The sequence below is a fragment of the Yokenella regensburgei genome (assembly GCF_003634235.1).
Taxonomy (GTDB): domain Bacteria; phylum Pseudomonadota; class Gammaproteobacteria; order Enterobacterales; family Enterobacteriaceae; genus Yokenella; species Yokenella regensburgei.
Genome location: NZ_RBIZ01000003.1, coordinates 1223500 through 1249187, shown reverse-complemented (window position 1 = coordinate 1249187; position 25688 = coordinate 1223500). Strand labels below are relative to the sequence as shown.

Genomic DNA, 25688 nt, shown 5'->3' with positions numbered 1-25688 from the left:
TCCGGAGCAGGAATATATGGTACGTGTCGATATGTCATCACCGTCGCTGTATTTCCTGCCCGGTTTTTTCCTTCTTTTTATGCTGGCGACTTCCTCTGCGGTCAGGGCCGTGGAGTTTGATACCGACATGCTGGATGCCAAAGACGCGCGTAATGTTGATTTTTCCCGTTTTAGTACAGCAGGTTATGTCATGCCCGGACGCTACTCGTTGACCATTGTCCTGAATGACCGTCGACTGGGCACGCAGAACGTGGATGTCTACCCTGAGGGTGCTGAAAAATCAGACACGCCGACGGTCTGCCTGACCGCCGGGATCATAGATCTGCTGGGACTACGTCGGGCTGAGCGGGCCAGGCTGGACGCATGGCATCAGAATCAATGTATTAGCCTGGCTGCGCTTCAGGGAGAGAGCATCCGTATCGATCTGAGCCAGGCTGAGCTCAACATCACGCTACCTCAGGCGTATCTTGATGAACGCAATCCGGACTGGGATCCGCCTTCCCGCTGGGATAACGGCATCCCTGGTGCGTTTATCGATTATAACTTCAGCACGACGGTGAACAAGCCGGAGCAGAGTGCGTCCGAAACCCGTGCAGACGTGTTTGGTACCGTGGGAGCTAACGCTGGTGCATGGCGCTTCCGTGGCGATTATCAGGGCACGATGTCTCGTGAATCGGGCAGGGAGGAGCAGCGTGATTTCCGTTGGGCGCGGTTTTATGCCTACCGTCCCCTCCCGTCCTTGCGCGCGCGCGCGACGTTGGGGGAAGGCTACCTTGATACCGAAATCTTCGAGTCCTGGCGCTATACCGGGTTCGGTATCTCCAGCGATGATGCCATGTTGGCACCCGATCAGCGGGGGTATGCCCCAGAGGTCAGTGGAATAGCCCATACCAATGCCAGAGTCATTATTTCACAGCAGGGACAGGTCATCTACCAGAGCACGGTGCCGGCAGGGCCTTTCCGGATTCAGACGCTGAGCTCAGTATTAACCGGCAAGCTGAACGTCAGGGTAGAGGAGCAGAACGGAGAGGTTCAGCGCTTTGACGTGGATGCCAGCGCCGTTCCCTATCTGACCCGGCCTGGACGTTTACGTTATAAAATCGCCGCCGGCCGGCCTTCCCGGGACAATCATCGTCTGCGCGGCCCCCTGTTTACCATGGCGGAGTTTTCATGGGGTGTCACCAGTGCGTGGACGCTCTATGGCGGAAGTACACTCTCAACCCTCTACCAGGCAATGGCTATTGGTGTAGGACGCGATCTGTTTGGTTTTGGGGCGCTGTCTGCAGATGTCACCCAGTCACTAGCCCGTTTGCAGAACGGAGAGCGGGAGGCCGGAAAGTCATGGCGCGTCAACTATTCAAAATACTTTTCCTCGCTGAACGGAGGCATAACTTTTGCCGGCTACCGGTTTTCTGAGCGTAATTTCTTATCGATGGATCAGTTTCTGAGCCTGCAGGACCACCCGCAGTCTCTGCAGGGACGCAGCAAGTCAATGTATAATGTAATGATAAATAAAAGTTTTTCTGGTGCGGGTGTTAGCATGTACCTCAACTACAACCATCAAAACTACTGGGATCGTCCCTCCACCCGCAGCTATACCCTGACCGTCAGCCGCCTGTTCGATCTGTTCAGCCTGAAACACCTTGCGCTCAGTCTCTCTGCTACCCGAACACAGTTGGCCCATCGCCGCGATGACATGCTTTTTGTCAGTCTCTCCCTGCCGCTGGAACAAGGCACTATAAGCTACGACCTGCAGCGTGATGGTCGCTCCCTGACGCAAAGCGCATCCTGGCTTCGGACCGTGGACGCGCACAACGCCTGGCGGCTGACCGCCGGGGGAGGCAGTGGATCCACGGCACCGGCATTTGTGAGCGGTTATGTCAACCATACCGGCGACTGGAGCGAGATGTCCCTGACCGCAGCCTGGTCCCACGACAGATACCAGGCCGCTGGATTGACGCTGCAAGGTGGGTTTACCGCCACCGCCCGGGGGGCGGCGCTGCATCCGGGTAACGGTAACGGTGGAACCCGACTGATGGTTGATACATCTCCGGCGGGGAGCATCCCGGTTAATGGTGGCGAAATCGTCACCAACCGGTGGGGGAAGGGGGTTCTGACCAATCAGAGCAGCTACTACCGCCTGCATACCCGCATTGATGTCGATCGTCTGCCGTCGGGTGTGGAGGTGCAGGACCCCGTCAACGATGCCACCTTGACGGAGGGCGCTATTGGCTACCACCGATTTGACGTCCTGAAGGGATGGAAGGGAATGGTCACCATCGACCGGCGCGGAAAACTGCCGCCGCCTTTCGGGGCCAGCGTACAGGATGACGGGGGGCGGGAGCGGGGGATCGTGGGAGACGGTGGTCAGGCCTGGGTTGCCGGCCTTCGTGAAGGCGAACGGCTTCGGGTCATGTGGGATGGAAAGACCCGATGCCGGCTGCGCGTTCCCGCAAGCATTGCCAGGGGTCTGGACACGCTAATTTTACGCTGCATTCAATAACCATAATCACAGGATAAAACAACATGAAACTCAGAGGGCAGGTGATTTCTGCGGCATTGGGTGGGGCTTTGTGGCTACTTGGGCCCACGGCTGACGCCACGGTCACCCCTGATCGTACACGCGTTATCTTCGATGCCGGTCAACCGTCGCTCAGTCTTACGGTGATTAACGATGACCCGACTAGTCCGGCGCTGGCGCAGGCCTGGCTGGAAAACGAAAAAGGCGCCAGAACAGGGCTTCCCCTGGCCGTCGTTCCACCGGTGCAACGCCTGGAAGCTGGCGCCCGCAGTCTTGTCAGGATCACCTCACTCCCGACGGCATCAACACTCCCAGCCGACAGGGAGAGTCTGTTCTATTTTAACCTTCGCGGTATTCCCCCGCGTGCGGACAAACCCAACGTCCTGCAACTCGCAGTGCAGACCAGAGTGAAGCTCTTTTACCGTCCCGCGGCTCTCGCGGTACGCTCCGGCAGCCCCTGGATGACAAAATTGGTTCTGACCCGGACGGATGACGGATACCGGCTGGATAACCCGACCCCTTACTACGTTACGCTGGTCGATTTGAAGGCGAAGCGTGGCCGCAGCGCGGATATCGCTCCACGGACGCTTGCGCCACGGAGCAGTACCCGGATGGTGTCCCCGACACTGCAGGTGCCGGTTTTGACGTATATCGACGACTATGGGGCTCGGCCCGAGCTGACCTTTTCCTGTCACGGGAGTGTCTGTCATGTCAGTCAGTCGTAATTGCTGCCTGTTGCTCGCCGTGCTCTCGCTGTGTCTGAGCGGTTGTAGCCTGATGTCCGGTGCTCAGAGCCGTAAAAGCAGCATGCCGGCCGCGACAGATAAAAATGCGACCTCTGCGAAGCAAGAAAATCGTCGCCCGGCGCGGCAGGCAGATGATAACGGGCTGCCCGGTCGATGTCGGCAGGAGCTCACGGTTCTGAATACGATAGCCCCGGGGGCGGCATCCCCGCTGTCCGGTCATTTCACGGTACTGATGCAGAGAATGCACCAGTACGCGGGAGTTCGCGACACCTTGTCTCCACCACTTCAGGAGACTATCGACGCGCTATACCGCTACCGGGTGAACAAGGTCTGCGCCGACATTCGCCACACTCTGCTAAATAATCTAAGCCAGCAGGTCGAACAGGAATGAGGCTGGCAGGCATTGTGGGGGGCCTCATCTGGGTGGCCACTGCTGGCACGCCTCTGGCGGCGGCGCCGGTGGCGGATATCCTGCGTCCGGAGTCGGAAATCTCACTGAACGGGCTTTGGTCCCTGGCGGAAGAGGGACCAGTTGCCGGAAACCACCCCGTCGCTCGCCCTAAGCCAGCTTTTCAACACCCGGTCTCTGACCGCGATGTCCGACCCGCGCATCCACGTCTTCAGGACAAAAAACGTGTCGATGACAATCATGGTCGTGCAAAAGCATCGATCCCTGAGCGTGTGCCTGTTTCTCGCGGCCCTGGCCGGAACGGGAGCGTCCAGATATACCGGGGGGCAGAAAAAATGCGACAACTTTTGGCACGGAGCCGGAAGGTTCTGCTGGGCTTTCTGGCTCTGAGGCCCGGTGAAACAAGGCCATCCATTCACGGACAGGCAGATGAAGTCGCCTATGCGAGCGGAGTGATGGCTGGCACAGCGATTCTTCAAAATGAAGCTGTGCTGGCGTTATCTGGCGTGAAGCACGATCGCGCGTTGATGCTCGCGGGGATCAGAGACGTTTTCCTGCGACAGGTTCGTCTGCGGGGACGTCAGCTGGAGAACGCACAGCAACGAGCCATCGTTGAAGTACGGCGAGCTGGCAGGGAAGCGCATGAACATCAGTTGGCGTCAGAAAACCGCTTTGTGATGGATTTCCGGCAGCGGCGAGGAGTGCACGCGGGGGGAGAAGGGGTCTGGTACCGCGTGGATCAGGCCGGTCGTCGCTCCGGGCTGACACGCCACAGCGTGATCCCCCTGGTGGCCAGGGAAATGCTGGCGGACGGGACAGTTATTCGCGATATGCAGGCGGAGAAGAAAATACTCAATGCAGCGCTGGGCGATCTGCCCATTCCATGGCAGAAAGCGATAGCGCAGGCCGGGTACGGTGGTGCCGTGACGGTTGTGCAGAAGGCGGCGCAGGATGGATCGCTGCCCGTGCGGGTGACCATGATCCGTACTTTCGATCCGCGGAACTACGTGTTTCCGCTGCGCCATACTTCGGCGACTGAGTGATGGCACTCCTTAACGAATGGGGAGGGGCTGTGACCAATCTATTGATAAACAGGAGTGAAGTAATGCGAGATATCCATGTCGTTCTCGGTGCTACCCTGCTAATAGCGGGCGCTGCGCACGCCGCGATAAACCTGGACCGCACCCGTATTATTCTGAATGCGGGAGAGTCGTCCGTCAGCCTGACCGCCACGAATGATGATCCGACCCGACCTTTTCTGGCTCAGGCATGGGTGGAGGATGCGGCCGGAAAGAAAAACAGCGAGTTCCTGGTTGCCATCCCACCGGTACAGCGCATTGAACCCGGCGCCAGCAGCCTGGTCCGAATCGTCGCGACGCATGCCGCGCATCGGCTTCCCGAGGATAAAGAATCACTATTTTACTTCAACCTGCGCGGCATCCCGCCCCGGGACAACGGTGCTAACGCGCTGCAAATTGCGCTTCAGACTCGGATCAAACTGTTCTATCGACCCGCCTCTATTCGGGCAAGCCGCGGTTCGGTCTGGCAGAGTAAAATGATCCTGCACCGCATCGACGACGGTTATGAAATCGATAACCCAACGCCGTATTACATTACCGTAACTGGCCTGAAAAACCGGGACGGCGGTTATTCTGATATGACTCCTGTGATGATTGCTCCGGAGGGCAAATCCAGGCTTAAGGCCCCTCGTCTGGCCGAGCCGATTATCTCCTATATCAACGACTACGGGGGCCAGCCTGAGATCATATTCCACTGCCTGGAGGGGATCTGTCGTGCCAAAGTGCAGTAACCTGGCGCCCATTCAGAGCCGCTTTCGCTGGTATTCCATCCTGGCGCTGGGCGTCCTCGCAGGGGTAGCTGCGGTGACGGCGGCTCGCGCTGCTAATGAGGGATATGCGCAACTGACATTTTCCGGCGTGCTGAGCCATGCCCCCTGCAAGCTGGATATTGCCTCGGCGCATCAACGGGTGGACTTCCAGAGCATACCGGTTAAAAACTTCTACGATTACGACACGACCAGCCGTCGGACAATCATTATTCGGGTGCTTAACTGCACCTTCAGGCACAGCCAGCGCCTCGATGTTCGCTTTTACGGCGACGAAGATGGGGACCAGCCTGGGCTGCTGGCCGTTACCGGAGCGGCACGAGGTTTTGCGATTATGCTGACAAACGAGCAGGGGCAATTGCTCAGAATAAATCAGGATAAGGTCAGCATCGCTCTGCAACCAGGAAACAACGAAATCCGGGTTTTCGCCTCCCTGAAAGGAGCGAACGATGCCGTAAAAAATAAAACGATTCGTATGGGTGATTTCCACTCAACGGCCAGCTTTGTACTCCGGTATCCCTAACCTTAATGACCAGGAATATGGATGATGAAAAACATATTAACCCTGAAACGGATGGCCAGTTTCCTCATTAGCATGACTGCCGTGTGCTTTGTCGCCGTTTGCCGGGGCGACGCAATATGGACCGATAGCACAGATAAAATGGTCATCAGCGTCGATTCGGCCCGTTTTCCCAGCTATACCAAAGGGGCAACGCTTACGGTTAACTTTGACCATTCCTTTAATCCGACCGTGCATTATCAGTTTTCTTACCTCAGCCCAAAGGATTTATATATCGCTTACTCCCATGCTTATATCAGACTTCCCCGTGTGGACGGATGGAAAAGAAAGATAAACGATGATCTAAACCTGGTCGGGTTTAGTATTGAAGACTCTGAGTTCGTGAGAGTCGACATGTCAACTTATGACCCTTTCCGGCTGAATTTTCGACCGCCAGCCAGGAGCGGACAGTTCACTGCCAATATACATATAAAGGGCAGCATAACGCTGGAGTTAGCACGGGATGTTATTGGTGGGGGTATTATTACCCCAACCGAAATCCCCCTTATGTTTGCTTATCCAGCCATTGGTACTCCAGGTTTTTGGCCTAGACCTGATGAAAGTTCTGTTTTTCTCCCGATATTTATCAGCACCAGTGGTCTTATCCCGGTGTCGGTACTGTGCAAAATTAACATCCCTGGAGGAGAACATATTGACTTCGGAAATATTGTTACTGACTCTCTGACTCCGGCGCGGGAAAGCGAAAACCGGCAGACCATTACGCTGGACTATCGATGCAATGCGGCAAAAACGTTGCCGGTGGATATTCATCTCCTGGCCGGGCACGCAAGTTTTTCTGACGCGGTCATTGCCAGCACTAATCCTGCCGTAGGAGTCTCGCTAACCCGAAACGGTTTACCGCTCAGCCCTGGAGGAAAGTTCTCTACTCGCCTTCAGGACGGCGAGGGGCACGATACGCTGACGGCTACGGTTACTCGTAACCCCGCGGTGGCACCGGGCGCCGTCGATACAGGTCCTTTCAGCGCCAGTGCGATACTTATTCTTGAGCAGCAGTAACCACCGTAAACCCTTTGGGCAAAGCGCTTGTATGCCTATTTCAGTTTATTTACTGGCATCACCCAGCAAGAAGGCAATGCTTTTGCCGCCTTCCGATTGCTCAAGCGCAATTTTGGCGATGATGGTGAGCGGAACCGACAGCAGCATGCCCACCGGACCTAACAGCCAGCCCCAGAAAATCAACGACAGGAACACCACCAGGGTGGAGAGACCTAACCCCCGGCCCATCACACGCGGCTCCAGCATATTACCGATAACCAGGTTTATCACCAGATAGCCTGCCAGCACGACCAGCGCATCATAGAGTCGGCCAAACACCAGCACCTGGAGAATAGGGGGGATAGCCGCCAGTACCGAGCCAATGTTGGGAATATAGTTCAGACCAAAGGCCAGCATTCCCCAGATAAAGGCGAAGCGAACGTCGAGCATCACCAGCATGCCCCAGACCACCAGGCCGGTGAACAGGCTGATGAGCGTTTTGAGCACCAGGTAGTGAGACACGCTGTCGATGGCGCGCTGAATGGCGGCCATGCCCTCAACCGGGCGCGCCATCAATTGCTGCAGTTTGGACGGCAGCTGCGGGACTTCAAGCAGCATAAAAATGACGGTCAGCAACAGCAGAAAAATGGAGGACATGGCATTTGAGAGCTGGGTTAACATGCCGGTTACCATCGACATGACGGCGTTAGGGTCGAGATATTTCCCCAATTCTCCCGCCGAGACGCCAAAACCAAAACGGGTGAGCCAGGGCTGGATGTCCTGCAACGGCACCACCAGTGACGTACGATACTGGGGCAGAGTGCGGGCTAGCTCGTTCAGCGAAGTGCCAAGAGACGCGAGTAGCAGAACGGCAATGAGAATAATCAGCCCAATCAGCAATGAAATGGCCAGTACCCGGGGGACGCGCCAGCGCACCAGCAGGTTAACCAGCGGATTTATCACCACGGCAATGAACAGGGCGAGGATGAAGGGGACGATGATATCCGCCGCCAGGCGAATACCGGTGAAAATGATGACCAGCATGCCCAGCATGATGACTATCTTTAATCCGTTAAATGTGATGATGGGCTTGACCATAGTGACTCCTGTACTTTTCCGGAGAACATCATAATGGCGATCGAATTAAGAATAAACTTATCCGTGCCAGTCACATTTAGTAAAGATTTGAAAATCTTTTGAGTAAAATGTGCCGCTGTGCTAAATATATAGTGTGTTTAACTACCGAGGACAATTTTGATCCGCAATGACGAGAAGCAATACCGCGGATAATTGTAATTTTATGGACAATATGTTCAGAACTTTCATCTCTACATACATCGTTTTACTATCCCCATACAACCTGCTCTCTGGTGAACAGCACTGGCGCTCTGAGCTATAGTCTTTCTTCCCCTGCATTCGCTGGCGCACTGCGCACGGCACTAACATAGTTTTTTTTCGGTTCGCCCCATTTTTGGCTTACCGCGATGGATTTTTATTCTCAAGCAGGAGAAGAATGATGTTTTACTGGATCCTTTTAGGTTTAGCAATTGTTGCAGAAATTACCGGTACCTTGTCGATGAAATGGGCAAGCGTGAGCGGTGGCAACACTGGCTATATTTTGATGCTGGCGATGATTGCCACGTCCTATATTTTCCTGGCATTTGCCGTTAAAAAAATCGCCCTGGGTGTAGCCTATGCACTGTGGGAAGGTATTGGTATTCTGTTAATTACTTTGTTCAGCGTGTTGTTATTTGACGAAGCGCTGACACCGATGAAAGTGGCGGGTCTGACAACGCTGGTTCTGGGGATTGTGCTGATTAAATCAGGTACCCGCAAAGCCAAAAAAGCGTCGATGACCAAGGAGCCAGCTCATGCAACAGTTTGAGTGGGTCCACGGCGCCTGGTTGGCTCTGGCGATCGTTCTTGAAATCGCCGCCAACGTATTATTGAAACTTTCCGACGGTTTTCGTCGTAAAACCTACGGCATTCTCTCATTACTGGCCGTACTGGCAGCGTTCAGTTCGCTGTCGCAGGCGGTAAAAGGAATCGACCTGTCAGTGGCATATGCACTGTGGGGCGGTTTCGGTATCGCCGCCACCCTGGCTGCCGGTTGGGTGCTGTTTGGTCAGCGCCTCAATAATAAAGGTTGGGCCGGTCTGGTCCTGCTGATTATCGGCATGGTAATGATAAAACTCGCCTGATGTGATCGCTGCCCGTAATTCCGGGCAGCGAAATTCACCCTCTGTATTACGCTTAACAAAAAGATTGGGAACTCTCCCGGCATCTGCCACCATGAGGGTAGTGAATGTTCAATCCATTAAGTTGGCGTAATATTCCCACCGCACGAACGCTGTTCGTCATGATTTTCATGGCCGGGATAGGTCTTATTATCTCGGTCGTGGCGTTGTTGTACCTCTCTTTACACCTCATCAGTACCAAAGCGAATGAAATCGATGAACATCGTACGGCGCTCTCCGTGCAGGGCGCGGTACAGACCTCGGTTAATCGGGTGCTTTCATTGGTTATTGATAACGCTATCTGGGACGATGCGGTCCACAAAGTGTACCCGCCGGAACTCGATAAAGAGTGGCTGTTCAACACCTGGGGGGCGGGTTTCAAGATCAATAACCTCTACGACGGCACCTTTGTCCTCGACCAGGGCTTCAACGTGCTGTGGGGATCGTTTCACAGTAGCCCGTTCAATGAAACGGACCTCAATTTTTTTGGCGACGGCCTGCAATCGATTATCCGTCAGCATGGTGACGGACTAAAAACCGGGAAAAATATCTACGCCGGGATCACCAAAACGCGGCAGGGAATTGCTTTTGTTGGCATAGGGCTCATTCGTCCGATGATGGGCCGCCTGCAGGTTTATGACAGCACCCGCCGCTATCTGGTCATCACCCGTCACCTCAATCCGCAAATTTTGCGTGAGCTGGGGAATACTTTCCAGATTACCAATCTTAACCTCACGGCAGAACGAACCAGTAAGTTCAGCGTTCCGATGAAAACCTCTGGCGGTACGGTAGTGGGGTATCTGAACTGGGAACCGCGTCTGCCGGGGGCGGAGGCGGCAAAAGCAGCGTCGAGCGGAATTCGCCAGATTGTTCTGCTGGCCGCGGCGATCATCCTTGCCTTTATTCTTTTCAGCAGCGTCGGCCTGTTTAAGCTTGCCAGTAACGAAAAAATTGCCCGTGAAATAGCGCTCACCGACTGGCTCAGCCATTTACCGAATCGCAGAGCGCTGATTGAGCGCCTTGAGTCGGTGAAAGGCCGGCCGGATAACGGTGTCAAAACGGCGGTGTTTATCGATCTTGATGGCTTTAAGGACGTTAACGATATCTACGGCCACGATGTGGGTGATGAACTTATCGTACACATAGCCCATACGCTGCAAAGCATTGTGCCGCCTGGCGGTATGCTGGCACGCCTCGGCGGCGATGAGTTTGCCATGTCCACTGAAGGGAAACATTCACTGGCGCAGGCATCTGCCTTCGCCGGACGTGTACTGGAGTTTCTCAACAACCCGATTCGCATTGGCGAGAGAACTATTCATATTGGCGCTTCCATCGGTATTGCCAGCGGTACGGCGGAGGAGTGTTCCCGTACTGAACTGTTCCGCCGGGCAGACATTGCGATGTATCACTCAAAAATTACCGGAAAAGGGCGTATTACGCACTACGACACCGAGCTAAACAGCGCACGTGAATATCAGTTGATGATCGAAAATGATATTCGTCAGGGGCTGGAAAATGATGAGTTTGACGTCTGGTACCAGCCGATCGTCGATGCACGAACCCAGGTAATGATAGGCGTTGAGGCGCTGGTACGCTGGCCGCGCCGCCCTCAAGGTGCGTTGACCCCGGACGAGTTTATTACCATTGCCGAGACCGGGGGGCTTATCTATGCGCTGGGCCAGTTTGTGCTGCGACGAGCCTGTCAGGACCTGCAGGCGCTGGACGATTTGAAGCTGTCAGTCAACATCTCTCCGGCGCAGTTCCGTGACCCGGAGTTTGAGGAGAAGGTAGCAAACGTACTGGAAACCTGCCGCTTCCCGGCGCATCGCCTGCAGCTGGAAGTGACGGAAACCTACGTGCTGGAAAGCCCGGAACGGGCGCGTACGGCCATTTACAATCTCAAAGCACTGGGCACCGCCGTGGCGCTTGATGATTTTGGTACCGGTTATTCCAGCATTGGTTATCTGCGTCGTTTCAATTTCGACTCTATCAAAATTGATAAATCGCTGGCGGGCCTGGTGGATAACGATGAACAAGCCGCTGCGCTGGTGAGCGGTACCATTCGCATCGCCAGTGCGCTGGGGATGACGGTGATTGCCGAAGGTGTTGAAAATGAGAAGCAGGTAAAATTGTTGCGTCTGGCGGGGTGTGACCAGCTGCAAGGATTTTATTTTAGCGAGCCAATGCCAATTGACTCGCTATTACAACTGCGACAGCAGCGCCAGTGCTAGGTTATTCTTGCGCCAGCGCTTCGAGTTTGTCGCGAAATCCCGTGACAGAGATAGCCCGGTTGTCTGCCCGCCAGCGATCTTTCGCCGCAGGAGCTGAGCTTTGTACGCCGATAACCTGCCAGCCACTGTCGGTTTTCAGCAGCAGCGGGGAGCCACTGTCGCCGGGCAGAGTATCGCACTGGTGCGACATTACCGAGGTTTGCGCCCAGCCGGTCACCAGACAGTTGTTATGGGTGTACAGCGAGTCAAGGTGATCCAGCGGATAGCCCGACTGGGTAACCTGACGCCCCGTGGCTTTCAGCGCGTCATTCAGCGCGGCTTTATCACCTTCAAAAATGGGCAATGGCTCAATCCCTGATGGGGCGTAGCGCAGGATAATCAAACCAAAATCCCAGGGCGCGGCAGAAGGCGGAACTATCCAGCCATCGCCATCGGCTTTTAATCGTTTACCGAGAGAGGGCTCAACACGCCCTTCGATCCCGTGAATTTCATAGCGCCAGACGCCTTTTTTCGACACAAAGCGCAATGCTATCGCTTTATCCGGTTTGGCATTTGGCGGTGTTAACAGGCAGTGCCCGGCGGTTAATGCCAGACGCGGGGAGATAAGTGTGGCGGTACACAGATTGCCACTGGCGGTTTCCAGCTGACCAATAGCGTCCCACGGTGAATCTGTTGGATTGCTGACGCGAGTACGGTCGTCATGGCCGAAAAATAGTGTCTTTTGGTCACTGGCGCTAAGGCCGTCATCGCTGGCGTCGTCTGCATGAGCGATGGCAGAAAACAGACAAAATGAACCCAGAAATAGCGCTACGGTTTTATGCATATCACACTCTGATGGGGCAATTAGAATTATAAAATGTAAACCCAATGACACTACTATAGACGGGACGGTAGAAAAGTGGGAGTAAAATCAGCGTGCTACACTCAGTAGAAAAAGAACCGCGTGGCAATAAGCGCGCAGATGATTAGCAATATAAGGATGAGCTCAAAACGATAGCGCCGCAACATCATTGCTCTCTCCAGAAAAAAACGGCGCTGAACCAGCGCCGATTTATCATAAGGTCTGTACTACCAGGCAATTATTATGCAGCTGGTTTCACAGCCGGTTTAGCTGCTGCTTTGTGGTGTTTTTTAGCAGCCTGAGCTTTCTGAGCTACTGGTTTAGCAGTTTTGTGGTGCTTTTTAGCAGCCTGAGCTTTCTGTGCTACTGGTTTAGCAGCAGTTTTGTGGTGCTTTTTAGCAGCCTGGGCTTTCTGCGCTACTGGTTTAGCGGCAGTTTTGTGGTGCTTTTTAGCAGCCTGGGCTTTCTGTGCTGCCGGTTTAGCGGCTTCTTTTTTGTGTTTCTTAGCAGCCTGCGCCTTCTGAGCTACTGGTTTAGCGGCTTCGGTGGAAGCGGCTTTTTTGTGGTGTTTCTTAGCAGCCTGCGCCTTCTGAGCGGCTGGTTTAGCGGCTTCAGTGGTAGCAGCTGCTTTCTTGTGTTTCTTGTGATGAGTAGTGGCTTTCGCCGGTGCTGCGTGAGTTGCGGCAGCAGCAGGAGCCGGAGTCGTGGTGCTTGCAGCATCAGCTGCAAACGCAGCAGCAGAAGACAGACCCAGAGCAGCGGCAACAACCAGAGCTAATACTTTTTTCATTCTCATACCCTCGAAATTGGTTTCTTCATTTCAACCCCACTGCGGGGCCGTTGAAATAACTATATCCTTGTGTTTACTCGCTTTCCGTGAGTGTTTGGTTTCGGCGTGTAACCGTTTGTACAATGTACAAAAACCACAGTACATGCGCCGTGGCGCGGTGTACCGGGGGTATCGAGAGAGAAAGAAGGGGGATACTCAGACGTAGGATGGTGTTATGCGGTCACAGTTTGTGTCAGCGCTTTTAAGGAAAGCCATTGCGCGCCAGAGAATTCACCTGCACTGACGGCCTTCACTTTATGCTGGGCATTCCTGTTGAGCAGATAAATGGCGTCTTTAACCGGATAAAGCCTGTCGCCTGTTTTGATAGGGATTACAGAAGTCACTTCCGCCAACATCTTTAATTTTGCGGACTGGAGGATCAGGGCATAACAGCCAGTAGTTCTCAGAAAAATGGCGTCAATAACCAGCCACTCCATAGATAACCTGCTTAAAATTCAACGTCGATGCATTAAGGCTAACAGATATTTTGATTCACAACGACGCTTCATTTATAGAAATGTGACCTCCACCAGGCGGCTTCGGAAGAATATATTTTTACAACTGGTTGATTTTCAACCTCTGGCTGCGAGCTGCATATTTGGCTATATTCTTAATTCAGAACAAGTACTTCTCTATTCCAGGAGTGAAATTTTATCTGATGGGTGCCATATGAATAAAAAAGATATTTTTCGGTTTCATCGACCATTATCTCGTTACTCGCATACTTTTGGCGATGAATGGTTTGCGCTGAAGGCAGAAGCGTTCGCTCGATTTTTCGGCACACCCACATTTCTGGTCGCGCAGACGATCATTGTTGGGGTCTGGATCCTGATTAACATTGTCGGCTGGACTAAGTTTGACCCGTATCCTTTTATCTTGCTTAACCTGGCCTTCAGTCTACAGGCCGCCTATGCCGCACCGTTGATTTTACTGGCGCAAACCAGACAGGCAGAGCGCGACGGGGCGCATGCGTTAGCCGATGCCCAGCACCGGGAAGATCTGGCGGATGCTATGAGCCAACGGCAGGAGCTCGCCGAGCGACAGTCAGAACAATTATTCAAGTTATTGCAGCAAAATACGGAATTAACGGATCTGACGCGGCAAATGGCTGAACGTATTGAAAAATTAACGCTGCAGCTTGCCCAACATCAGACTCAGGATGTTAAGCCAAACAACTAAGCGCGTGGGATAAAAATGGACAGCAACAGCGTAGAAAGCCACAGAACGTCGGGAAAGCTCATGTTAGCAGGCGGAGCACTGGGCGTTGTATTTGGTGATATCGGCACCAGCCCGCTTTATACCCTGAAAACAATATTACTATTGTCCGGGGATAATCCCACACCTGAGGTTATTCTGGGCTTGTTGTCGCTTATTTTTTGGACGCTAATCCTGGTCACTTCGGTAAAATACGCCATCTTCGCTATGCGTATCGACAATAATGGCGAAGGCGGCATTATGGCATTAATGTCATTGCTGGTGCATAAAGGGAAACACAGCAAGTGGGTGATGTTTGCCGCGTTGCCAGGTGCCGCTCTGATATATGGTGATGGTGCCATTACTCCCGCTATCTCCGTTCTTTCGGCTCTTGAAGGTCTTAACATCATCGTCCCGGAAGCTCAGTCTTATATTTTGCCTGCGACGGTTGTGATTCTGGTGGCCTTATTTGCTATTCAGCCCTTCGGCACCGCGAGAATAGGCAAAATCTTTGGCCCGGTGATGACTCTGTGGTTTATCGCCATTGCCGTGCTGGGGATATCGGGCATCGTCAAACATCCGGCGGTACTGTTGGCGATTAATCCGGCCTATGGAATTTCGTTTTTATTCTCTAACGGCTTCAGCAGTTTCCTGGTGCTGGGCGGCGTGTTCCTGTGCGTTACCGGTGCGGAGGCGCTATACGCCGATATGGGGCATTTTGGTAAAAAACCTATCTGGTTGGCCTGGTTTGCTCTCGCGTTTCCTGCGTTATTACTCAACTATGCGGGGCAGTCAGCGATAATACTTTCCGGCGCTGACATTACGGGCAATATCTTCTTCCGTCTGTGTCCGCCGTTCCTGCAAATTCCGCTGGTGATTCTTGCCACCCTTGCCACGATAATTGCCAGCCAGGCGATTATCACAGGCGCATTTTCGATGACCCGACAGGCCATTCTGCTCGGCTGGCTCCCGCGTCTGCGCATCAAACAAACCACGGCGGAAAGCTATGGCCAGATTTACATCGGTACCATTAACTGGCTGTTGATGGTGGTGACGGTAGGCCTCGCCGTGACGTTCAAATCGTCGGAGAATCTTGCTGCGGCTTACGGCATTGCGGTGTCGCTGACCATGCTGATGACCTCCGGACTGCTGTTTATGGCCATGCGGCAGATCTGGGGCTGGAGCTTGTTGGCCAGCGGTCTGGTCGCCGCCTGTTTCCTGGTCATTGACAGCAGCTTCCTGATTGCCAACCTGGTGAAAGTGATGGAGGGGGGGTATATCCCGCTGACCCTGGCGGCGATTATCTGCGCCATTATGCTTATCTGGAACCGGGGAGTGAAGGCGACGTCACGCGCCATTAGCGAGAAAGTGATCGGTGTTGATGAGTTTTTCCAGAAACTCAGCGACATGCAGATCCCCCGGGTGCAGGGTACCGCACTGTTTTTAACCCGTATGCAGAATGGTGTTCCACCGGTGATGCGCTGGCATGTGGCGCGCAACCGTGCGCTACAGCAGAAAGTGGTGTCATTGACCATCGAAATACAGAACTTCCCGTACGTAAAGGCCAGCGACAGGCTGGTGTTTTGCGAACGTGCGCCGGGATACTGGCAGGGCGTGGCGCGCTATGGCTTTATGGAGCAGCCGCATATTCCGCAGCTGTTGCAGAGCGTCTCCGGTGCGCCAGCCCCGTTTATTGCCGATGAAATTACCTGGTATCTGGGGCACGAGACCATCATCGCCCGTGAAAGGGATGGGATGGCCTCGTGGCAGCGCAACTGCTATGCCTTTATGGTGAGAAACAGCACCCATATCACCAACTATTATCGTTTGCCGGGCGATCAGGTGGTGGAGATCGGTCGACGGGTCGCTATTTAACCGTATCGTGCAGACGATTGTGCAGCATCGAGCCGGTCAGCAGGGCGGCAATCAGCATCAGGGCGATAAAACCGCCCACGCCGTTCCAGCCGTAGTTATGCCAGAACACCCCGCCCAGCGTACCGGCGATACTGGAGCCAAGGTAATAGCTGAACAGGTATAACGAGGAAGCCTGACCGCGGGCGCGGCGGGCGCGTGGGCCTATCCAGCTGCTGGCAACCGAGTGTGCGGCGAAGAACCCGGCGGAGAACAGCAGCATCCCGGCAAAAATCAGCCACAGGGAAGCAAACAGGGTCATCAGCAGACCGAACAGCATTACGGCAATAGCGAACAGCATCACCGGGCCACGGCCATAGCGGGTGGTCATGGCGCCCGCTTTTGGCGAACTCCAGGTGCCCGTGAGATAGGCAACCGACAGCAGGCCGACCACGGCCTGGCTCAGGGACCACGGCGAGAGCATCAGGCGGTAGCCGATGTAGTTGAACAGGGTAACAAACGACCCCATCAACAGGAATCCTTCAAGGAACAGCAGCGGAAGCCCGCGATCGCGCCAGTGCAGACGGAAGTTAATGAAAAGGGTTTTGGGGCGCAGGGACGTCGGACGGAAGTGGCGCGAATCCGGTAGGATCTTCCAGAACATCAGCGCGGCCGCCAGGGCAAAACAACCGATAACCGCGATGGCAATGCGCCAGCCAAGGAAATCGGTAAACACCCCGGTAAGCAGACGTCCGCTCATCCCACCTATCGAGTTGCCGCTGATGTACAGCCCCATCGAGAATGCCACAAAGCTCGGGTGAATTTCTTCACTCAGATAGGTCATGCCGACCGCCGCAACGCCGCTCAGCGACAGGCCGATCAGGCCACGCATAATGAGGATCCCTTGCCAGCTGGTCATCATTGTCGAGAGCAGGGTGCAGCAGGAGGCCAGCAGCAGGGCGGTGACCATCACCTGCTTGCGGCCAATCGCGTCAGAAAGCGGGCCGGTAAACAGCAGACCAACGGCCAGCATCCCGGTAGAAATCGACAGAGAAATACTGCTGCCTGCCGGTGAAACACCGAATTCCTGCGACAGCACGGGCAGGATGGGCTGCACGCAATACAGCAGGGCAAAGGTGGCAAGGCCTGCAGAAAACAACGCGAGCGTCACGCGGATAAACGCGGGGGTGCCGCGACGGATAAATTCATTCGACTGAAGTGCAGGTTTTTCGATGACGACGCCAGTCGGGGCGGTGTCAACGGTCGTTGTACGGCTCACGAGAGATCCTTGCTAATAGGGTGTAGATAATGCGACTCAGGTCACACTCAAAGAGTATGAAATTGTAAATATTCTGTCTAATATATTAATAATCTCAAATGATACGTTTTAAATATGAATATCGAGCTGCGTCATCTACGCTATTTCATTGCCGTTGCTGAGGAACTTCACTTTGGCCGCGCCGCTGCCAGGCTCAACATCTCTCAACCCCCGCTGAGCCAGCAAATTCAGATCCTCGAGCAGCAAATTGATGCCCGCCTGCTGGCGCGCACCAACCGCAGCGTTAGCCTTACGGCGGCCGGGAGGCAGTTTCTGGCCGACAGTCGACAAATTCTCGGTATGGTGGAAGAGGCTTCCGCCCGTGCGTCCCGGCTTCATCATGGCGAAACGGGTGAGCTGCGTATCGGGTTTACCTCATCAGCACCGTTTATCGAGGCCGTTTCCTCCACGTTATCGCGGTTTCGTCACCAGTACCCGGATGTCCATCTACAGACCCGTGAAATGAACACTCGCGAGCAAATCACGCCGCTCAGCGAAGGTACTCTCGACTTAGGCTTAATGCGTAATACCCAGCTCCCGGACAACCTGACCTGGCAGGTTATTCGCCGTGAACCGCTGATGGCAATGGTGCCGCGCAGCCATCCGCTGGCGCAGCAGGAGAGCGTGAGTTTGCACGCTCTGGCCCAGGAGCCGTTCGTCTTTTTTGATCCACATGTCGGCACCGGGCTGTACGACGATATTCTCGGACTGATGCGTGAATTCAATCTGACGCCAACTATCACTCAGGAGGTGGGGGAAGCGATGACCATTATCGGCCTGGTGGCGGCTGGCCTTGGCGTATCGATTCTGCCGGCGTCATTTAAGCGAGTTCAGCTGCAGGAAATGTGCTGGCTACCCATAAAAGAAAAGCAGGCGTTATCAGAAATGTGGCTGGTATGGTCGAAGCACCATGAGCCGAGTCAGTCTGCCTTGCGTTTCCGGGAACAGTTAATTACCGCCGCAACGCACTAAAAAACGCCAACAAAAGGGGTAAAAATGTGCGGTAAATCACAAGGCTAAGTAAATATTTGACGGGTGGTATTGAAGTGTTTCACCATAGACATAAGTTTATTTCGAAGCGCGAAAATAAAGGGAGTTCAGTGGTGGTAGCCGACAGTCAGCCAGGGCATATTGATCAGATAAAGCAGACTAACGCCGGGGCGGTATACCGCCTGATCGATCAGCTCGGGCCGATATCACGCATTGACCTCTCCCGATTTGCGCAACTGGCACCCGCCAGTATCACCAAAATTGTTCGCGAGATGCTGGAAGCGCACCTGGTGCAGGAGACGGAAATCCAGGAGCCCGGCAGCCGTGGCCGCCCGGCGGTAGGGCTGATGGTGGAAACCGAAGCCTGGCATTATCTTTCGTTGCGCATCAACCGGGGGGAGATCCATCTCGCGTTGCGCGATCTCAGCAGCAAAGTGGTCGTTGAAGAACAACTCCCGTTGCCCGAGCAGGATACCCAGCCTTTCCTCAACCGCATCATCACGCATATTGACCAGTTTTTTATCCGCCACCAGAAGCAGCTGGAACGTCTGACCGCCATTGCCATCACCCTGCCGGGGATTATTGATACCGAGCACGGCATCATTCATCGCATGCCGTTCTATGACGACGTTAAAGAAATGCCGCTTGGCGAAGCGCTGGAGTCCCACACCGGCGTACCGGTATACATTCAGCATGACATCAGCGCCTGGACCATGGCGGAATCGCTGTTTGGCGCTTCCCGCGGGGCGCGCGACGTGATTCAGGTGGTTATTGACCATAACGTTGGCGCAGGGGTTATTACTGACGGTCGTCTGCTGCATGCGGGCAGCAGCAGCCTGGTGGAGATTGGCCACACTCAGGTCGATCCTTACGGTAAGCGTTGCTACTGCGGTAATCATGGATGCCTTGAGACCATTGCCAGCGTTGAAAGCGTGCTTGAGCTGGCGCAGGTAAGAATGGGGCAATCGATGAGCTCGTTGTTGCACCAGAAACCGTTAAGCGTGGAGTCGCTCTGTCAGGCGGCGCTGCAGGGGGATCTGCTGGCGAAAGATATTATCAGCGGTATCGGCACCAACGTGGGCCGCATCCTCGCGATTATGGTCAATTTATTCAACCCGCAAAAAATACTGATTGGCTCGCCGTTCAATCAGGCCGCCGACATCCTGTTCCCGGCCATTAGCGACTGCATTCACCGCCAGTCTTTGCCTGCATACAGCCGTCATATTTCGGTTGAAAGCACCCAGTTCTCCAATCGGGGAACCATGGCGGGCGCCGCGCTGGTAAAAGATGCGCTGTATAATGGATCTTTGTTGATACGACTGTTACAGGGTTAACAAATTCTGATTGTCGACAAAAAAATTGCGCTATCTCAAGCTGTGCATAACGCCCATCGCGTAGACTTTCACTCTTCTTAATTATTTCCTTTGGTTATAGACGACTCACGTGAAAGCCCAATTAATGAATGGGTTGACGGGAATGGGTGTCTTCAATTTCACCAGCATAGCTGTGGAGTAAGTAATGCTTAAGCGTTTCTTTGTAACGGGTACTGATACTTCTGTCGGGAAAACGGTGGTTTCCCGCGCGCTACTGCAGGCGTTGGCGGCCAGCGGTAAAAGCGTGGCAGGATACAAGCCGGTTGCCAAGGGCTGTAAAGAGACGCCTGATGGTCTACGCAATCGGGACACGCTGGTGCTCCAGAGCGTCTCAACGCCGGAATTACCCTACGAGGCCGTAAACCCGCTGGCGCTCAGCGAAGATGAGAGCAGCGTGGCGCACAGTTGCCCTGTTAACTATTCGCTGCTGTCGAACGGCCTTTCGCAGCTGAGTGGCCAGGTTGAACATGTTGTGGTTGAGGGTACCGGCGGCTGGCGCAGCCTGATGAACGATCTGCGTCCGCTTTCTGAATGGGTGGTGCAGGAGCAGCTGCCTGTTGTGATGGTGGTGGGCATTCAGGAAGGGTGTATCAATCATGCGCTGCTGACGGCTCAGGCCATTGCCAGCGATGGTCTGCCACTCATCGGCTGGGTCGCTAATCGCATCAACCCGGGTCTGGCGCATTACGCCGAAATCATCGAGGTGCTGAGCAAGAAACTGCCGGCCCCGCTGATTGGCGAACTGCCGTACCTGCCGCGCGCTGAACAGCGTGATCTGGCACATTACGTTGATTTATCTATCCTCGGCAGTGTGCTGGCGGTAGATAGAGTCTTTGCGTAGGGTTCGCGAGAGTACCGACGCCACCACGCACGCCATTAATAATCCGGGCAGTAACGTATACTGCCCGGTCATTTCACAGATCATCAGCGTCGACATAATCGGCGCATGCGTGGTTGCTGCCAGCAGCGTCGCCATTCCGGTAAGCCCCATCAACACGACCATCTGCGTATTTTCCGGCATCAACAAGCCACACAGATTTGCAAACAACATCCCGACGGCAAGGCCAACGAACAGCGTCGGTGTGAACACACCGCCCGGCGCGCCGGAGCCGCTGCTGACCAGCACGGCGAGCAGTTTGCAGATAAACACGCCGGCAATAACGCTAAGCACCGGCGGTGCAAGCAGATAACCCTGCACCGTACTGTATCCGTTTCCCCAGACCGCTGGCGTCAACAACGACAGCAGGCCAACGATCAGCCCGCCAAGCGCCAGTTGCCACGGCGGTGACAGATGTAAACGGACAAACTGCTGGTGAACGACGCCGAAAAGCCAGATAAACAGCGGGCCGCACAGCCCGGCGAGCAGGCCAGTGGCGATGATGAGTCCATATTCGGCAGGGGTGACGTGGGCAATGGCGTCCACCTTATAGAGCAGCGCGGCATCCCCGTTCAGCAGTTGCGTACTGAGCAGCGCCACGACGGCGGCGACCACCACCGGGCCGAGCGAAGCCAGCATCAATGTGCCAAACAGAATTTCGGCGATGAACAGGCTTCCGGCAAGGGGGGCATGATAAGCGCTGGCCATCCCGGCAGCGGCCCCGCAGGCGACCCACAGCTTCCACTCCGATTTAGGGGTAAAGCGCTGAGCGAACCACGATGCGGCCAGCGCGGCGAGCAGCACCATTGCGCCTTCCCGGCCAATGGCGCTGCCGCTGACCACGACCAGAAGCGAGGCTAATGATTTAACCAGGCTGGCACCGTAATCGAACTTGCCATCGCCGGTTTCCAGCGCTTCCATGTAGTCGGTTGGCGCATGAGGGCGCTGCCGGGTATGGCGCTGCCAGCCCCAGAGCAGGGCGCCCGCGGCAAGCCCTCCTAGCGCAGGTGTCAGAAGTCGACGCCACCAGACCAGCGAGTTTGCCGCATTCACCAGGCTTCCGCTGTTGTTACTGAGGAACAACCACTCCAGCAGTAGCATCGCGTGACGAAACAGTGATACCGCCAGCGCCGCGAGAATACCAATCAGCATGGCAATCAGCAGACGGCGGAACATCGCATGAAGGTCTGGCCAGGCAGGGAGTCGTTGCATGATTTACCGGGATTTTCAGGGTGATACCGTATTGTGCGACGAAAATGGTGTTGAGGCAAAATCCGATGGTGAATAGTGAATAAAATTAAGGGGAGAAAACTCTCCCCCTAAAACCCGATGGGTTAGCGGTAGAGCTTTTTCTCGGCAACCGGGATAAGCAGCGTTTCGCGCGCCTGCGCCAGAGTCAGCTGTGCCAGCTTACCCAGCGCCGCATAGAACGGATGGCCAGCGTTCGCGATAAAGACCTCAAGGAAGCGCGATGACCATGGCAGCAGGTGCCAGGCCAGCAGCTCGTCGCAATCGTCGTACCGTTGGCTGTCGGTAAGCCAGGTGGCAAGCATCAGCAGCGTGCCAAAATGGTCTTCCGGCTCGTTCTGCGACACATCAAAGGCGATGCCTTTTTCCCGCATCCACTGGCGCAACGCGAGGGTGGAGTCTCCGAATAGCACGTTCTCACGGTCGAGCCAGACCGAACCCCACGGCGGTGCTGGCAGCGCCCAGGGTCCAACAAACAGGCGCTGATACGACTCCGGCAGCGTCTCGTCGTTGGTTGCCGCAAAGCCCTCCGTCAGCGCCGCCACTTCCGGCGTGGCGTCCGGCCACTGTGCAAGCCAGGTGCCGTCCTGGAAAGCGTTAGCCAGCGGCGCGGTCTGTGCATTATCCGGCGCAAAGTAAAACAGGGCGCCAAGTACGCGAGTGGCAAAAGCGAAGGACTCGCGCTGTTGCTCATCAATCATCACATAATTCCTTTAATGGGCGTGGCAATAACGAGGAGTATACCCTCAGTATCAGGAGATCTTTTCAATCTCTACCAGATTAGTGTGCTGCGGATTACCTTTCGCCAGCGGCGAAGGGCGGTGCGTCGTCAGCGTGTTAATACAGCTTCCGTGATCAATACGGTCTCCGGTCATATTGGCATCGTGCCAGGCCCCCTGGCCCATGGCGGTGACGCCCGGCATGATGCGTGGCGTCACTTTTGCCGGAATGCGCAGCTCGCCACGTTCGTTAAACACCCGAACCATATCGCCATTGCGGATCTCCCGTTTTTGCGCATCGACGGGGTTCATCCACACTTCCTGACGACAGGCGGCCTGCAGCACGTCGATATTGCCGTAGCTTGAGTGGGTGCGGGCCTTATAGTGAAAACCAAACAGCTGCAGCGGAAGATGGGCGCGCAGCGGGCTGTCCCAGCCTTCGAAGGTGGAAGCGTATACCGGCAGCGGGCTGATGGTCTCATCTTTATCCAGATCCCAGCGGCTGGCGATATCAGCAAGCTGGCCCGAGTAGATCTCAATTTTTCCTGACGGCGTTTTCAACGGATTGGCGGCGGGGTCATCGCGAAACGCTTTGTAAGCGACAAGGTGACCATTCGGATCTTTGCGCTTGTAGATCCCCATCCGTTTGAGCTCGTCATAAGCCGGAAGCGCCGGGTCTTTGGCGGTCATTTTAGCGTACAGGTATTGTAACCATTCGGCCTGGCTGCGGCCTTCGGTGAACGCCTGATGGACGTCCGGCCCCAGACGTTTCGCAACTTCGCTCAGGATCCAGTAAATGGGTTTTCGTTCAAACTTCGCGGTGGTCGCGGGCTGAATGAATATCAGATAGCCCATGTTACCGGCGTAGTCGTTCGGGATAATATCTTCCTGCTCAACGGTCATCAGATCCGGGAGCAGCAGGTCGGCGTACTTCGCCGACGCGGTCATAAAGTTCTCAATCACCACGATCGTTTCGCACTTTGATTCATCCTGCAGAATGTCGTGGGTGCGGTTAATATCAGAGTGCTGGTTGATGATGGTGTTGCCCGCGTAGTTCCAGAAGAACTTAATCGGGACATCGAGTTTGTCTTTACCGCGCACGCCGTCGCGCAGGGCGGTCATTTCAGTACCGCGATCGATGGCGTCGGTCCAGCTGAAGCAGGATATCGCCGTTTTCACTGGGTTCTTCAGCACCGGCATGCGTTCAATGGTGATGGTATAAGTGGACTCGCGAGCGCCGCTGTTGCCGCCATTAATCCCAACGTTGCCGGTGAGAATGGGCAGCATTGCAATGGCGCGGGAGGTGAGCTCGCCGTTGGCCTGACGCTGTGGCCCCCAGCCCTGGCAGATATACGCCGGTTTGGTCATGCCAATTTCGCGGGCAAGCTGGGTGATTTTTTCAGCCGGAATACCGGTAATGCGCGCTGCCCAGTCCGGCGTTTTCGCCACACCGTCGTCACCCTGGCCGAGAATATAAGCCTTGTAATGGCCGTTTGCCGGAGCGCCTTCCGGCAGGGTTTTCTCATCGTAGCCGACGCAGTATGTGTCGAGGAACGGCTGATCGACGAGGTTCTCCGTAATCAGTACCCAGGCGATCCCCGCGACCAGCGCGGCGTCGGTACCCGGGCGGATAGGGATCCACTCATCTTCACGTCCGGCTGCGGTATCGGTATAGCGCGGGTCGATGACAATCATCCTGGCGTTAGAGCGTTCGCGCGCCTGTTCAAGATAATAAGTAATGCCACCGCCGCTCATCCGCGTTTCGGCAGGATTATTACCGAACATCACCACCAGCTTGCTGTTCTCGATATCCGAAGTGCTGTTGCCCTCGTTAGTGCCGTAGGTGTACGGCATCGCGCAGGCAATCTGCGCGGTACTATAAGTACCGTACTGATTCAGATAACCGCCGTAGCAGTTCATTAATCGCGCAACCAGCGAGGCCGACGGTGACGAACGGGTTATATTGCCGCCGACGATCCCCGAGGCGTAGTTGATATACACCGCTTCATTGCCGTGTTCTTTAACCGTGCGCTGCAGGTTGTCCGCCAGCATATCCAGCGCCTCATCCCAGCTGATGCGCTCAAACTTACCTTCGCCGCGTTTGCCCACGCGTTTCATCGGATAATTCAGGCGTTCCGGGTGATTAATGCGCCGACGAATTGAACGACCGCGCAGACAGGCACGCACCTGGTGATTGCCGTAAACGTCGTCGCCGGTGTTGTCGGTTTCTACCCAGTAGACTTCGTTGTCCCGCACGTGCAGGCGCAGCGCACAGCGGCTGCCGCAGTTAACGGAGCAGGCGCCCCAGACCACGCTATCTTTCGCCTGTTGCACCGCCTCCGCTGCTGCATTCAGACGAAACGGGAGCGACATGCCACCCGCGGCCAGCGCCAGCGATCCAATCGCAGAATTTTTTAGCAGCGATCGACGGCTGATCCCGCCTGAATGTTCGATTTCGGACATGACTACCCCCATTTTTCGCAAGATGGGGGGAATAGTACTTATTGGGAGGTATGAGAACATTATCCCCGGTCAAACCGGGGATAATCTGGCTGAAAGCGGTTACTGCGCTTCGCCAGAAGCGTCTTGTGCGCCAGAGGTGCGGGTATAAAGAATTTTGAAGGTGTCGTTGGCGCAGTGGCCTACGACCTGGGCACCAGGCTGGTCGGCCTGATCGTTAGGCACAATGCTCAGGGAAAAACCTGATTCCGGAACGCCATTGCCGATAATCTTCTGCTCAATGTCGCTTTTTACCCTTTCACAGGACTCCGGGGCCGCCAGCGCGGGCGCTGCCGCAACCACCAGTAAAGCCAGTAGCCATTTTGCTGATTTCATCTTTGCCTCCTTGTCACGCGTTCATCATCTCAGCATAGCAGAGCTAGTGTAAATAACTGTATTTGCTA

Annotated in this window: 26 protein-coding genes; 16 read left to right on the top strand and 10 right to left on the bottom strand. The window is 55.0% G+C overall.

The features are described from left to right. The first annotated feature begins 16 nt into the window (after positions 1 to 16). From C7387_RS06255 to C7387_RS06225, 7 genes are all read left to right on the top strand, one after another. The gene (locus C7387_RS06255) at positions 17 to 2503 is read left to right on the top strand and encodes a fimbria/pilus outer membrane usher protein (protein WP_120816310.1); all 2487 of its coding nucleotides are present in this window, start codon (positions 17 to 19) and stop codon (positions 2501 to 2503) included. A 23-nt stretch (positions 2504 to 2526) separates the two neighbouring features. Beyond that, positions 2527 to 3246 (top strand): fimbria/pilus periplasmic chaperone, encoded by a 720-nt coding sequence (locus C7387_RS06250; protein WP_120816309.1) that lies wholly within the window; start codon positions 2527 to 2529, stop codon positions 3244 to 3246. Then, a complete protein-coding gene (locus C7387_RS06245) occupies positions 3230 to 3658 on the top strand; it encodes a hypothetical protein (RefSeq protein ID WP_038257584.1) in 429 nt (142 codons plus the stop codon). The genes C7387_RS06250 and C7387_RS06245 overlap by 17 nt, the downstream gene beginning before the upstream one ends. Further along, complete coding sequence (locus C7387_RS22955; RefSeq protein ID WP_120816308.1) at positions 3655 to 4719, top strand: FKBP-type peptidyl-prolyl cis-trans isomerase N-terminal domain-containing protein; 1065 nt, start codon at positions 3655 to 3657, stop codon at positions 4717 to 4719. The genes C7387_RS06245 and C7387_RS22955 overlap by 4 nt, the downstream gene beginning before the upstream one ends. A gap of 62 nt (positions 4720 to 4781) precedes the next feature. After that, complete coding sequence (locus tag C7387_RS06235) at positions 4782 to 5486, top strand: fimbrial biogenesis chaperone (protein WP_038257580.1); 705 nt, start codon at positions 4782 to 4784, stop codon at positions 5484 to 5486. Beyond that, positions 5470 to 6045: a fimbrial protein gene (locus C7387_RS06230; RefSeq protein WP_158592517.1), complete on the top strand. Its 576-nt coding sequence runs from the start codon at positions 5470 to 5472 to the stop codon at positions 6043 to 6045. Before C7387_RS06235 ends, C7387_RS06230 begins: the two co-directional genes overlap by 17 nt. Before the next feature lie 21 nt (positions 6046 to 6066). Beyond that, on the top strand, positions 6067 to 7098 hold the full coding sequence (locus C7387_RS06225; RefSeq protein ID WP_120816305.1) for a fimbrial protein: 1032 nt from the start codon (positions 6067 to 6069) through the stop codon (positions 7096 to 7098). Between the two features lie 45 nt (positions 7099 to 7143). Here C7387_RS06225 and C7387_RS06220 read toward each other — a convergent pair whose 3' ends face one another. Further along, positions 7144 to 8175 (bottom strand): AI-2E family transporter, encoded by a 1032-nt coding sequence (locus C7387_RS06220; protein WP_120816304.1) that lies wholly within the window; start codon positions 8173 to 8175, stop codon positions 7144 to 7146. A 166-nt stretch (positions 8176 to 8341) separates the two neighbouring features. Here C7387_RS06220 and C7387_RS23350 point away from each other — a divergent pair, with 166 nt between their 5' ends. From C7387_RS23350 to C7387_RS06205, 4 genes are all read left to right on the top strand, one after another. Beyond that, positions 8342 to 8476 (top strand): protein YdgV, encoded by a 135-nt coding sequence (locus C7387_RS23350; RefSeq protein ID WP_087943268.1) that lies wholly within the window; start codon positions 8342 to 8344, stop codon positions 8474 to 8476. Positions 8477 to 8593: 117 nt separating this feature from the next. Further along, positions 8594 to 8962: a multidrug/spermidine efflux SMR transporter subunit MdtJ gene (gene mdtJ, locus C7387_RS06215; RefSeq protein ID WP_038257574.1), complete on the top strand. Its 369-nt coding sequence runs from the start codon at positions 8594 to 8596 to the stop codon at positions 8960 to 8962. After that, positions 8949 to 9278, top strand: a complete 330-nt coding sequence (gene mdtI / locus C7387_RS06210; protein WP_006819954.1) for a multidrug/spermidine efflux SMR transporter subunit MdtI — start codon at positions 8949 to 8951, stop codon at positions 9276 to 9278. The genes mdtJ and mdtI overlap by 14 nt, the downstream gene beginning before the upstream one ends. Before the next feature lie 104 nt (positions 9279 to 9382). Further along, complete coding sequence (locus tag C7387_RS06205; protein WP_038257572.1) at positions 9383 to 11545, top strand: bifunctional diguanylate cyclase/phosphodiesterase; 2163 nt, start codon at positions 9383 to 9385, stop codon at positions 11543 to 11545. 1 nt (position 11546) lies between these two features. On the opposite strand, the gene C7387_RS06200 is transcribed toward C7387_RS06205, so the two are convergent. From C7387_RS06200 to C7387_RS06185, 4 genes are all read right to left on the bottom strand, one after another. Beyond that, positions 11547 to 12368 (bottom strand): trypsin-like serine peptidase, encoded by an 822-nt coding sequence (locus C7387_RS06200; RefSeq protein ID WP_038257570.1) that lies wholly within the window; start codon positions 12366 to 12368, stop codon positions 11547 to 11549. 101 nt (positions 12369 to 12469) lie between these two features. After that, on the bottom strand, positions 12470 to 12553 hold the full coding sequence (gene ydgU / locus C7387_RS23430; protein WP_455685177.1) for a small membrane protein YdgU: 84 nt from the start codon (positions 12551 to 12553) through the stop codon (positions 12470 to 12472). Between the two features lie 74 nt (positions 12554 to 12627). Then, positions 12628 to 13176: an acid resistance repetitive basic protein Asr gene (gene asr / locus C7387_RS06190; protein ID WP_038257600.1), complete on the bottom strand. Its 549-nt coding sequence runs from the start codon at positions 13174 to 13176 to the stop codon at positions 12628 to 12630. Positions 13177 to 13388: 212 nt separating this feature from the next. Next, a complete protein-coding gene (locus C7387_RS06185; protein WP_006819959.1) occupies positions 13389 to 13652 on the bottom strand; it encodes a signal transduction protein PmrD in 264 nt (87 codons plus the stop codon). 232 nt (positions 13653 to 13884) lie between these two features. Between C7387_RS06185 and C7387_RS06180 the strand changes: the two genes are divergently transcribed. Together C7387_RS06180 and C7387_RS06175 are read left to right on the top strand one after the other, a co-directional pair. Continuing rightward, the gene (locus C7387_RS06180) at positions 13885 to 14394 is read left to right on the top strand and encodes a DUF1003 domain-containing protein (protein ID WP_006819960.1); all 510 of its coding nucleotides are present in this window, start codon (positions 13885 to 13887) and stop codon (positions 14392 to 14394) included. A gap of 15 nt (positions 14395 to 14409) precedes the next feature. Continuing rightward, positions 14410 to 16284 (top strand): potassium transporter Kup, encoded by a 1875-nt coding sequence (locus C7387_RS06175; protein ID WP_006819961.1) that lies wholly within the window; start codon positions 14410 to 14412, stop codon positions 16282 to 16284. On the opposite strand, the gene C7387_RS06170 is transcribed toward C7387_RS06175, so the two are convergent. Then, positions 16277 to 17539 (bottom strand): MFS transporter, encoded by a 1263-nt coding sequence (locus C7387_RS06170; RefSeq protein WP_006819962.1) that lies wholly within the window; start codon positions 17537 to 17539, stop codon positions 16277 to 16279. The two genes, C7387_RS06175 and C7387_RS06170, sit on opposite strands and share 8 nt — an antisense overlap. Positions 17540 to 17653: 114 nt before the next feature. Here C7387_RS06170 and C7387_RS06165 point away from each other — a divergent pair, with 114 nt between their 5' ends. From C7387_RS06165 to bioD, 3 genes are all read left to right on the top strand, one after another. Beyond that, a complete protein-coding gene (locus C7387_RS06165) occupies positions 17654 to 18550 on the top strand; it encodes a LysR family transcriptional regulator (protein WP_006819963.1) in 897 nt (298 codons plus the stop codon). Positions 18551 to 18681: 131 nt separating this feature from the next. Then, on the top strand, positions 18682 to 19902 hold the full coding sequence (mlc, locus tag C7387_RS06160) for a sugar metabolism global transcriptional regulator Mlc (protein WP_038257598.1): 1221 nt from the start codon (positions 18682 to 18684) through the stop codon (positions 19900 to 19902). A gap of 184 nt (positions 19903 to 20086) precedes the next feature. Beyond that, positions 20087 to 20782: a dethiobiotin synthase gene (bioD, locus tag C7387_RS06155; protein ID WP_120816303.1), complete on the top strand. Its 696-nt coding sequence runs from the start codon at positions 20087 to 20089 to the stop codon at positions 20780 to 20782. Here bioD and clcB read toward each other — a convergent pair. The 4 genes from clcB to C7387_RS06135 form a co-directional block, all read right to left on the bottom strand. Next, positions 20735 to 22030, bottom strand: a complete 1296-nt coding sequence (gene clcB, locus C7387_RS06150) for a voltage-gated ClC-type chloride channel ClcB (RefSeq protein ID WP_006819966.1) — start codon at positions 22028 to 22030, stop codon at positions 20735 to 20737. The two genes, bioD and clcB, sit on opposite strands and share 48 nt — an antisense overlap. Before the next feature lie 122 nt (positions 22031 to 22152). Continuing rightward, positions 22153 to 22767 carry a Tat proofreading chaperone DmsD gene (gene dmsD / locus C7387_RS06145; RefSeq protein WP_120816302.1) on the bottom strand — a complete coding sequence of 205 codons (615 nt, stop codon included), beginning with the start codon at positions 22765 to 22767 and terminating at the stop codon, positions 22153 to 22155. A 51-nt stretch (positions 22768 to 22818) separates the two neighbouring features. Further along, the gene (gene ynfE, locus C7387_RS06140; protein ID WP_120816301.1) at positions 22819 to 25248 is read right to left on the bottom strand and encodes a selenate/tellurate reductase subunit YnfE; all 2430 of its coding nucleotides are present in this window, start codon (positions 25246 to 25248) and stop codon (positions 22819 to 22821) included. A gap of 99 nt (positions 25249 to 25347) precedes the next feature. Then, a complete protein-coding gene (locus C7387_RS06135; RefSeq protein WP_006819969.1) occupies positions 25348 to 25620 on the bottom strand; it encodes a DUF1161 domain-containing protein in 273 nt (90 codons plus the stop codon). Positions 25621 to 25688: the final 68 nt, after the last annotated feature.

Excerpts from the sequence above, each read along its gene's own strand:
- clcB (WP_006819966.1), bottom strand. The coding sequence starts at position 22,030 with ATGCAACGACTCCCTGCCTGGCCAGACCTTCATGCGATGTTCCGCCGT.
- ydgU (WP_455685177.1), bottom strand. The coding sequence starts at position 12,553 with ATGTTGCGGCGCTATCGTTTTGAGCTCATCCTTATATTGCTAATCATC.
- mdtI (WP_006819954.1), top strand. The coding sequence starts at position 8,949 with ATGCAACAGTTTGAGTGGGTCCACGGCGCCTGGTTGGCTCTGGCGATC.
- C7387_RS23350 (WP_087943268.1), top strand. The coding sequence starts at position 8,342 with ATGACGAGAAGCAATACCGCGGATAATTGTAATTTTATGGACAATATG.
- C7387_RS06255 (WP_120816310.1), top strand. The coding sequence starts at position 17 with ATGGTACGTGTCGATATGTCATCACCGTCGCTGTATTTCCTGCCCGGT.
- C7387_RS06235 (WP_038257580.1), top strand. The coding sequence starts at position 4,782 with ATGCGAGATATCCATGTCGTTCTCGGTGCTACCCTGCTAATAGCGGGC.
- C7387_RS06250 (WP_120816309.1), top strand. The coding sequence starts at position 2,527 with ATGAAACTCAGAGGGCAGGTGATTTCTGCGGCATTGGGTGGGGCTTTG.
- C7387_RS06165 (WP_006819963.1), top strand. The coding sequence starts at position 17,654 with ATGAATATCGAGCTGCGTCATCTACGCTATTTCATTGCCGTTGCTGAG.
- C7387_RS06225 (WP_120816305.1), top strand. The coding sequence starts at position 6,067 with ATGATGAAAAACATATTAACCCTGAAACGGATGGCCAGTTTCCTCATT.
- asr (WP_038257600.1), bottom strand. The coding sequence starts at position 13,176 with ATGAAAAAAGTATTAGCTCTGGTTGTTGCCGCTGCTCTGGGTCTGTCT.
- C7387_RS06180 (WP_006819960.1), top strand. The coding sequence starts at position 13,885 with ATGAATAAAAAAGATATTTTTCGGTTTCATCGACCATTATCTCGTTAC.
- dmsD (WP_120816302.1), bottom strand. The coding sequence starts at position 22,767 with ATGATTGATGAGCAACAGCGCGAGTCCTTCGCTTTTGCCACTCGCGTA.
- C7387_RS06175 (WP_006819961.1), top strand. The coding sequence starts at position 14,410 with ATGGACAGCAACAGCGTAGAAAGCCACAGAACGTCGGGAAAGCTCATG.
- C7387_RS06185 (WP_006819959.1), bottom strand. The coding sequence starts at position 13,652 with ATGGAGTGGCTGGTTATTGACGCCATTTTTCTGAGAACTACTGGCTGT.
- C7387_RS06205 (WP_038257572.1), top strand. The coding sequence starts at position 9,383 with ATGTTCAATCCATTAAGTTGGCGTAATATTCCCACCGCACGAACGCTG.
- C7387_RS06220 (WP_120816304.1), bottom strand. The coding sequence starts at position 8,175 with ATGGTCAAGCCCATCATCACATTTAACGGATTAAAGATAGTCATCATG.
- bioD (WP_120816303.1), top strand. The coding sequence starts at position 20,087 with ATGCTTAAGCGTTTCTTTGTAACGGGTACTGATACTTCTGTCGGGAAA.
- mdtJ (WP_038257574.1), top strand. The coding sequence starts at position 8,594 with ATGTTTTACTGGATCCTTTTAGGTTTAGCAATTGTTGCAGAAATTACC.
- C7387_RS06245 (WP_038257584.1), top strand. The coding sequence starts at position 3,230 with ATGTCAGTCAGTCGTAATTGCTGCCTGTTGCTCGCCGTGCTCTCGCTG.
- ynfE (WP_120816301.1), bottom strand. The coding sequence starts at position 25,248 with ATGTCCGAAATCGAACATTCAGGCGGGATCAGCCGTCGATCGCTGCTA.
- C7387_RS22955 (WP_120816308.1), top strand. The coding sequence starts at position 3,655 with ATGAGGCTGGCAGGCATTGTGGGGGGCCTCATCTGGGTGGCCACTGCT.
- C7387_RS06135 (WP_006819969.1), bottom strand. The coding sequence starts at position 25,620 with ATGAAATCAGCAAAATGGCTACTGGCTTTACTGGTGGTTGCGGCAGCG.
- C7387_RS06200 (WP_038257570.1), bottom strand. The coding sequence starts at position 12,368 with ATGCATAAAACCGTAGCGCTATTTCTGGGTTCATTTTGTCTGTTTTCT.